At 70.8% G+C, this 8,215-nt stretch carries 8 protein-coding genes; 5 read left to right on the top strand and 3 right to left on the bottom strand.

All coding sequences use genetic code 11. The annotated features are described in order from the left end of the window. The 5 genes from ACWC21_RS39735 to ACWC21_RS39715 form a co-directional block, all read left to right on the top strand. On the top strand, positions 1-497 hold a 497-nt coding region (locus ACWC21_RS39735; protein WP_450889476.1), incomplete at its 5' end, for an acyl carrier protein. Positions 498-636: 139 nt separating this feature from the next. Beyond that, positions 637-1,497: a hypothetical protein gene (locus ACWC21_RS39730; RefSeq protein ID WP_450889474.1), complete on the top strand. Its 861-nt coding sequence runs from the start codon at positions 637-639 to the stop codon at positions 1,495-1,497. Position 1,498: 1 nt separating this feature from the next. Beyond that, a complete protein-coding gene (locus tag ACWC21_RS39725) occupies positions 1,499-2,866 on the top strand; it encodes an ABC transporter ATP-binding protein (RefSeq protein WP_450889472.1) in 1,368 nt (455 codons plus the stop codon). After that, a complete protein-coding gene (locus ACWC21_RS39720) occupies positions 2,863-3,600 on the top strand; it encodes an ABC transporter permease (RefSeq protein WP_389149080.1) in 738 nt (245 codons plus the stop codon). Before ACWC21_RS39725 ends, ACWC21_RS39720 begins: the two co-directional genes overlap by 4 nt. A gap of 93 nt (positions 3,601-3,693) precedes the next feature. Continuing rightward, entirely contained in the window at positions 3,694-4,593 is a 900-nt protein-coding gene (locus ACWC21_RS39715) for a proline iminopeptidase-family hydrolase (protein ID WP_450889470.1), read from the top strand. Between the two features lie 91 nt (positions 4,594-4,684). Here the strand turns inward: ACWC21_RS39715 and ACWC21_RS39710 are convergent, their stop codons facing one another. The 3 genes from ACWC21_RS39710 to ACWC21_RS39700 form a co-directional block, all read right to left on the bottom strand. Beyond that, entirely contained in the window at positions 4,685-5,080 is a 396-nt protein-coding gene (locus tag ACWC21_RS39710; protein ID WP_450889468.1) for a peptidoglycan-binding domain-containing protein, read from the bottom strand. Positions 5,081-5,172: 92 nt separating this feature from the next. Then, entirely contained in the window at positions 5,173-5,601 is a 429-nt protein-coding gene (locus tag ACWC21_RS39705; RefSeq protein ID WP_450889466.1) for a peptidase inhibitor family I36 protein, read from the bottom strand. 465 nt (positions 5,602-6,066) lie between these two features. Further along, positions 6,067-8,190, bottom strand: coding sequence for a condensation domain-containing protein (locus tag ACWC21_RS39700; protein WP_450889464.1), 2,124 nt, complete (start codon positions 8,188-8,190; stop codon positions 6,067-6,069). Positions 8,191-8,215 lie beyond the last annotated feature (25 nt).

The raw sequence follows: 8,215 nt of genomic DNA, 5'->3' as shown, positions 1-8,215 counted from the left end.
AAGCGCTCACGCGTATGCCGGTCGTCGACTGGACCGCCTACTTCGCGGAGACCGGCAGCCTGGCCGTGGACCTGCCGACCTACGCCTTCCAGCACCAGCACTACTGGCTGGCCTCGGCCGGACGGACCGCCGGCGGCGCGGGTGCGGCCGACGCGGTGGCGGTGCCCGAGCCGGAACCGGACGACAGCGAGGCCCTGTTGGCGGCGCTACGGGCGGCCGACGACTTGGGGCGGGCCGAACTGCTCGGCGCACTGGTGCGCGACGCCGTCGGGAACGTGCTCGGGCACACCGCGGCGGACGAGGCCATCGAGCCGGACAGCGATTTCATGGACCTGGGATTCACCTCGCTGCTCGCGGTGGAATTCCGTGATCGGCTCACCGCCGCACTCGGTCTGAAGCTGCCCGCAGCGGTGATCTACGAATACGGAACCCCTGAAGAGCTCGTCGAGTTCCTGGCGGAAGAACTCGAGGACGCGCTGACGCAAATCCCGGAGTAGGCCCGGGCGGTAGGGGGCGCTAGGGGTGGCCGTAGGGGCTCTCAGCTCCCTCGGCCACTTCTAGCATCGACTGCACCCGGCACAACCAGCGCGATGCGCAAGTCGAGAACTCGACAGACAAGTCAGGAAGGGGCAGCCGGTGCATAACAACGACGTGTGGCTGAAAATGGGCGGCAACAGCAGCCGAGACGCTCTGGTGCTCGCTGTCGACTTCACCGCCACCGGCCGTCCCGACGCCCGCTTCTCCGATCTCTTCTCGCTCACCGCGGCGGGCCGCCACCACGTGTGGGAGACGATGCCGCAGGCCATCGCCACCGACGTGGGGCCCGGCGGCCAGGAGTACCTGGACCGCTGGTTCGACTCCGTACGTGAGACCGGCCGGCCGGTCGGCGCGGTGCTCGGCTTCTGCGCCGGCTCGGTATACGCGGCCGCGCTCGCCGAACGTCTCACGCAGTGGCAGGAGAGCGCGCCGCAGCTCATTCTGTTCGACCCGGAACTCGCCAATCCCCTCGGGCTGTACTGGCAGTTCCACACGTCCCTCAACCTCTTCGAATCCATTGTGGGACCCGAACCGATCTCGGCGGCGAACACCGAGGGGCACCGCGTCCTGGAAAGCACCGACGACATCCGGGTGCTCGGCACCGAACTCGTCCGGCTCTTCCGGAGCGTGAGCGAACCGGCGTTCGACGAACTCGACCTCGACGAGGAGAGCCGCGCCGAATTCACCGAGTCGTTCACCGCTTTCGTCGCCTACGTCGTCGCCGCGGGCGATTTCGACTCCATGGAGAACTGGCACCGGGCGGTCGCCTTCAGCTCGGCGACCCCGCTCAGCGGACTCAACCGGCTTCGCTCCGCCGATCCGGAGACCGCGGCCCGCGTCGTGGCCAGGGAGATCCGGTTCGGCAGTGAGCACATGAACCTGCTGCGCGACGAGGCCGCCGCGAAGGCGCTGGACGCGCTGCTGTCCCCGCAGGACCTCTCCCGACAGATCCGGATGTGACATGACGACGACCCCAGAGACCAGGACCGCACGGGACGAGGGAGGCACCACCGTCACGGCCCCGTCCCCGAACCCGTCCCGCACCGCCGGCGCCGCAACGGTGCCGGCGGGGGAACAGAAGCCGGCCGCCGCGAAGAAGACGGCGGCGAAGAAGGCGACCACCGGGAGGAAGACGACCGCGGCGCCGAGGAAGCGGACGGCCGCCAAGAAGACGACGGCCACGAAGAAGACCACGGCCACCAAGACGACGGCGGCCAAGACCACGGCACCCGCCAAGACGACGGCGGCCAAGCCGAAGCCGGTGGCTTCGACCAAGCCCGCAGCCGAGACCGCGTCGGCAGCCGGGCCGAACCCGGTGGCCGGGGCCAAGCGGCCGGCCGAGATCAAGCCGGGAGCCGAGATCAAGCCGGTGGCCGAGAAGAAGCCCGCGGCCGCCACCCCCACCGAGTCCGCCCTGCACATCACCGGCCTCCGCAAGGACTACGGCGACGTCAAGGCCGTACGCGGACTCGACCTGACCATCGCCCCCGGCGAGGTGGTCGCCCTGCTCGGCCCCAACGGCGCCGGCAAGTCCACCACCGTCGACATGATCCTCGGCCTGTCCAAGCCCACCGCGGGCCGCATCACCGTGTTCGGCAAGGTGCCCTACCTGGCCGTACGGGAGGGGCTGGCGAGCGCGGTGCTGCAGGAGGGCTCCCTCATCGACGACCTGAGCGTCCGCGAGACCCTCGGCATGATCTCCTCCCTGTACAAGAACCCGCTGCCGATGGACGAGGTGCTGCGCCGCGCCAACATCGAGGACATCGCCGACCGCCGCGGCACCAAGCTCTCCGGCGGTCAGCGCCAGCGGGCCCGGTTCGCCTGCGCGCTCGTCGGCAACCCGCAGCTGCTCATCCTCGACGAACCGACCTCCGCGATGGACGTCGGCAGCCGGCGCAAGTTCTGGGAGTCGATGCGCCAGTTCACCGACACCGGCCGCACCGTCGTCTTCGCCACCCACTACCTCGACGAGGCCGAGGAGTTCGCCGACCGCGTCGTCCTGATGCGCGCCGGGCAGATCGTCGCCGACGGCACCGTCGCCGAGATCCGCGCCCTCACCGCCGGCCGCATGCTGCGTGCGGCGGTGCCGGGAGCGAACGCCGACGAGCTGCGGAAGCTGCCCGGCGTCACCCAGGCCACCGTCCGCCTCGGCCAGGCCGAACTGCACTGCGACGACTCCGACTCCGCCGTGCGCGCCCTGCTGACGACGTACCCCGGCGCCTATGACATCGAGATCAGCGCCACCGGCCTGGAGGAGGCGTTCCTCACGCTGACCGCGGACGACGCCGCCCAGGACGGCGCCCACACCACGGAGGACGAAGCCGCATGACCGGCTACCTCGCCATCGAGATCAAGCGGATGCTGCGCGGGCCGCGCTTCATCGTCTTCGCGTTCGTCGTGCCCGTCGTGATGTACCTGCTGGAGTGCATGCTCTACAAGAACCAGACCATCCCGCACTCGCACGGCATCACCTACAGCGCCTGGCTGATGTGCAGCCTGGCCGCGTACAGCGCGTTCACCTCCGCCATGCACACCACCGCCCGTGTCTCCCACGAGCGGCAGATCGGCTGGCACCGGCAGCTGCGACTGACCCCGCTGCTGCCGCGCACCTACCTGCTGACGAAGGTGTTCGTGGCGATGGTCGTGGCGCTGCCCGGCCCGGCGTTCGTGGCCCTGTTCGGCTGGCTGGTGCAGGACGTGCACCTGTCGGCGTCCGGCTGGCTGCAGATCACCCTCGGCATCTGGATCGCCGCCCTGCCGTGCGCCGTCCTCGGCCTGGTCATCGGTCTGTACGTGGCCCCGGAGCAGCAGCAGATGTACCTGCAGGGCCTGATCATCCTCTTCGGCTTCCTCGGCGGGCTGCTCCTGCCGACCACCGGGTTCCCGGACTGGCTGGTCGCCATCGTCAAGGTCATGCCGAGCTACTGGCTCGCCGACATCGGCCACGGCGCCCTGCTGCACGACACCCGCGCGGTGGTCGGCGCGGCCGTGCTCGCCGCGTGGACGCTGGTGTTCTCCGGCGCGGTCGTCATGAGCTACCGGCGCGAAGCGGCCCGGGCCTGACCGGTCCCAGGCCGTATGTACACAGGGGGGGCGCCGGCCGTCGAGGCCGGCGCCCCTCCGCATGTCAGCCCGATCCGAACGAGAGGGACCCTCATGTTCCTGGCCCCGAGCCGCAAGGGAGTCGTTCCCTTCCGCGGCCATCACACCTGGTACCGCGTCACCGGAGACCTGCACAGCGGCCGCACCCCCCTCGTCGTCGCCCACGGCGGCCCCGGCTCCGTCCACGACTACCTGCTCAGCCTCACCGCGCTCGCCGCCGACGGCCGCCCGGTCGTCCACTACGACCAGCTCGGCAACGGCCAGTCCACCCACCTGCCCGACGAAGGGGCCGACTTCTGGACCGTCGACCTCTTCCTCGCCGAACTCGACGCGCTCCTCGCCCACCTGGACATCGCCGACGACTACCTGCTGTTCGGCCAGTCCTGGGGCGGCATGCTCGGCGCGGAGCACGCCGTGCGCCGGCCGGCCGGACTGCGCGGCCTGGTCATCGCCAACTCCCCGGCGTCCATGCCACTGTGGCGCGCCGAGTGCGAACGCCTCAAGGACGAGATGCCGGCCGACGTCCGCGACACCCTGCGCCGGCACGAGGCCACCGGCGAGTACACCCACCCCGACTACCAGCGGGCCGTCCTCGCCTTCTACGAGCGCCACCTGTGCCGGGCCCGTCCGCTGCCGCCCGAGGTCGCCACGACCCTCCTCGCCCTGCAGAGCGACCCGACCGTGTACGGCACCATGAACGGGCCGGCCGACTTCCACGTCATCGGCACCCTGAAGGACTGGTCGGTCGTCGACCGGCTGCACACCGTCGAGGCCCCCACCCTGGTCATCACCGGCGCCCACGACGAGGCGACGGAGGCCACGATCCGTCCCTTCCTCGACCGCATCCCGGACGCCCGCTGGGAACTCTTCGAGCACTCCAGCCACATGCCCCACGTGGAGGAGCCGGAGCGGTTCGAGGAGGTCATGCGGGCGTGGCTGGCGGAGGTCGACTGACCCGTGTGTATGAACGCGGTGGCGCCGGGCGGGCAGCCCACGACTGTCCGCCCGGCACCGTCCGGTGGTCGCGATCGTGCTGGGGCTACCGTCAGCGGCGCAGGTACTCCCAGGTGTGGTCGCCGACGACGCCGTCCGCCCCGCCGGCAATGTGGTGCCGGCTCTGGAGCCACGTGACAGCCGTGCGGGTGTCGGGGCCGAAGGCGCCGTCCACGGACAGCAGGACGGGGTAGTCCGTGTGCTGGTTGATGATGTCCTGGATCTCCCTGACGGCAGCGGCGTTGGAGCTTCCCTCGCTGATGGTGCCGGTGCCGTAGTAGTAGTCGCACGTGTAGCCGACGGTGGAGCGGTAGGTGCAGGAGTGCACGGCGGCGGCCCGGGTGGTCGGCCTGGCCGCGTGAGCGGCCGTCACGGGCGCGGTGACGAGCAGTCCGGCGGTCAGGGCCAGGGCACTGACGGCTCGGACACGGTTGGACGGCGTGGACATGTCTGTCTCCTGTGGAACGGCTGGTCGGGTTCGTAGCGGTTGCTCACCCGGGCCGGCTCGCTGCCGGACAGCCGGGTGGCCTTCGTCCACCGTCAGCGGCAGTCGACCCACTTGTCGGAGAGGATCGTGAGCGCGCTCGCCCCACTGGGAGCAGTGTCCTTGGCGCCGCGGTCGATGACGTAGGAGTCTCCGCCGTAGTGCTTCCCGCTGTAGATCGTCACGTCGCAACTCGTGCCGTGGTTGTAGTACGACAGCACACCACCGTTGAAGACGCCGTACTGAGACAGGTCCTCGTTGTTGTACCGGACCTTCTGCATCCGGCCGGTGTAGTTCCTCCCCGACCACACGCAGAACCAGCCGCTCGGGCAGTCCGCCGACGCCCTGACCGCCGCCCGGGACGTGCTGCCGGCCTCGCTCGCCGTGCTGTTTCCGGCCGCGGCGGCCACACCGCTCGTCGTGCCGCCCAGGAGGGCGAGTGAAGCGATGCCGATGCCGATGAGCTTGCGCGTTGCGATGCTCATGCTTGCCTTTCCGTGCCCGCTCGGAGCGGCTCTCCCTCTCGAGAGCCTGGTGCCCTCGTCGCGGTCACGGCATCGATTCCAGCGGCCGGGCAATTGATCGGACAGCCGTCCCCGCCACCCTGATCAATGAGGACAGCGCACGTCACGGGCACGGCGCACGATCCTTACCGAAGAAGACGCCTGGCGTTTGCTCTTCTCTCCGGGCGTGCGCAGCCGTGGGCAGGCACTCAGGCCCCGTGAACCCGGTGGTGTTCAGCCCGGACGGCCGCACCCTCGCCAGTGGCGGGCAGGACGGAAGGGTCCAGCTCCGGGACCTCTCCCTCCCTGATCCGGCCTCGGCCATCAGGAAGATCCACGAAGCCGTCCACAGGACCTTCACCAAGAGTGAGCGCTCGGCATACCTGGCGGATCAGCCCTCCGGCCCTACGCCCGCTTGAGCATGCCCGACGGCGCGCAGGGCCACCGCTACGCCGACTTCTCCGCGATGAACCCCGCGAGGGCCCGCGGTGTCGGATGGGCGAACAGGTCGGCGAGGCGGATCCGTACCTTCACGTCCGTGGTCCGCTTGATGCGCTGCAGCAACTGCACGCCCAGCAGCGAGTGACCGCCGCTCGCGAAGAACCCGGAACCGGCCTTCATGTCCTCGCGCTTCAGGAACTCCCGCCACAGCGCGATAAGTTGCTCGGTCAGCTCCTCGGTGTCGACGGCCGGCTCCGCGGGCGTCGCCTCGCGCCGGTCCAACGCCTGCGCGCGCAGCCGCAGCCCTTCCAGGTCCGGCCGGCCGCCCACCGACGGCAGCGCGTCCACGACGACCACCCGGTCCGGCTCGGCCGCGCCCGGCAGGGACACCCGGATCTGCTTCAGCAGCCGCTCCGTCAACCCCTGGGCCGGTGCACCGCCCGCGGGGGCCACGAACGACACCACCCGCCCTCCGGCCGACACGGTCGCCGCATCGGCCACCTCGGCATGCGCCAGCAGCACCGCGTCGACCTCGTCGAGCCCGAAAGCGACCCCCTGCGAGATCACCTGCCTCTCCAGCCGCCCCAGCAGCTCGAGCCGCCCGTCCGGCAGCCACCGCGCCAGCTCCCCGGTGCGCCGTACGGTGCCGTCCGCCTCCGCGAGGCACAGCTCGCCGCGCACCCGCACCGGCAGCTCGCCGCCGTCGGGCGCCGCCACCAGGGCCCGTACGGCCGACCACTCGCCCGGCGCGTACGACGAGAACCGGGCGACGGCGGGGGAGCAGGGCAGCGCCGACGGCAGCCCGCGCCGGTGCCCGCCCGCCACCGCGGCCCGGTCGGCGGCACTCCACACCGACAACTCGCCCACCGGTACCGCCAGTTCCTCACCGAGCCGAACCAGCAGGGCGTCGTAGCGGGCCAGCAGCAGACCGACCTCGGTCGCCGAGAACACCTGGGTGCGGAACACGGCCCGGATCCGCAGCTCCTCCTCGCCCCCGGGCTCCGCCGCGGCGCCCGGCATGAAGAAGAACTCCAGGTCGAACTTGCTGAAGCCGTTCTCCACCTCCCGCATCCGCGCCGGGAAACCGCCGGCCCGGAAGTCGCCGGACGTGCCGCCCGGCACATAGTTGAACAGGTGCGTGCACAGCGAGTTCCGCCAACTCGTGCCGCCGCCCGCGTCCCGTACCTCGTCGAGCACCCGCTCGGCCGGCACCCCGTTGTGCCCGATCCCCTCGAGGAACACCGACCGGACCCGGTTCACCAGACGCTTGAACGGCTTCGCCGAGTCGATCCGCACCCGCAGCGGCAGCACGTTCACGTGGTAGCCGATCGCCGACTCGTGCCCGGCCGGCCGCACGCTCACCGGCGACCCCACGATCAGGTCCTGCCCCGCGCCGTGCCGCGACAGCAGCAGGCAGTACGCGGCCAGCAGGATCACGGCCTCCGGCGCACGCAGCTCACGGCACAGCCGCCGCACCACGTCCCGGGCCGGCCGGGACAGCGTGTACCAGGTGCTCTCACCGGCGAGATCCGGTGTGCCGGACGGCGGGTTGCCGAACCACAGCCCACCCCCCTCGGCGCCACCGCGGAATCCACGCAGCTGCTCGCGCCAGAACTCCACGCTCTCGGCGGGCGGTTCGGGCTCCACGGCCGCCGCGACCGGCGTCGTGTCGTAGCCGTCGGGGTCGGCCAGGGCGCTCAGCAGCTCCCCCAGGAAGGACACGGTCGACATGGCGTCGAACACCAGATGGTGCAGTGCCACGCTCACCGTGCACCCGCCGCCCTCCGGCAGGAACACCCTCCCCCGGACCAGCAGCGACCCGTCCAACGAGAACGGTGCCGCCACGAACTCCCCTACGGCCGAACCCACCTCACCCGCGGTCACCGGGACGCCGGGCACCGACAGCTCCACCGCCTCCGGCGCGAGCATGCTCTTCAGCAGCTCGCTCTCCGTCGCCCGGAACACGGTGCGCAGGATCTCCTGCTTGCGCACCACGAGCGTCAACGCCTTGGACAACGCGGCGGGTTCGATGACCCCGTCGACATCGAACGTGACGGACAGATTGTTGACCCCGGCCCCTGGTACGAGCCGCTCCAGCAGCCACAGGTCGGTCTCCTTGCGTGTGGCCATGACGGTGCTCCTCATCGCGGTAACA

Source organism: Streptomyces sp. NPDC001348, from assembly GCF_053597535.1.
The sequence above is the reverse complement of the archived record's forward strand: the minus strand, read 5'-3'. Positions and strand labels throughout refer to the sequence as shown.

What these genes read in the sequence shown, in the direction of transcription:
- ACWC21_RS39725 (WP_450889472.1), top strand. Translation starts at nt 1,499, where the DNA reads ATGACGACGACCCCAGAGACCAGGACCGCACGGGACGAGGGAGGCACC.
- ACWC21_RS39720 (WP_389149080.1), top strand. Translation starts at nt 2,863, where the DNA reads ATGACCGGCTACCTCGCCATCGAGATCAAGCGGATGCTGCGCGGGCCG.
- ACWC21_RS39715 (WP_450889470.1), top strand. Translation starts at nt 3,694, where the DNA reads ATGTTCCTGGCCCCGAGCCGCAAGGGAGTCGTTCCCTTCCGCGGCCAT.
- ACWC21_RS39710 (WP_450889468.1), bottom strand. Translation starts at nt 5,080, where the DNA reads ATGTCCACGCCGTCCAACCGTGTCCGAGCCGTCAGTGCCCTGGCCCTG.
- ACWC21_RS39705 (WP_450889466.1), bottom strand. Translation starts at nt 5,601, where the DNA reads ATGAGCATCGCAACGCGCAAGCTCATCGGCATCGGCATCGCTTCACTC.
- ACWC21_RS39700 (WP_450889464.1), bottom strand. Translation starts at nt 8,190, where the DNA reads ATGGCCACACGCAAGGAGACCGACCTGTGGCTGCTGGAGCGGCTCGTA.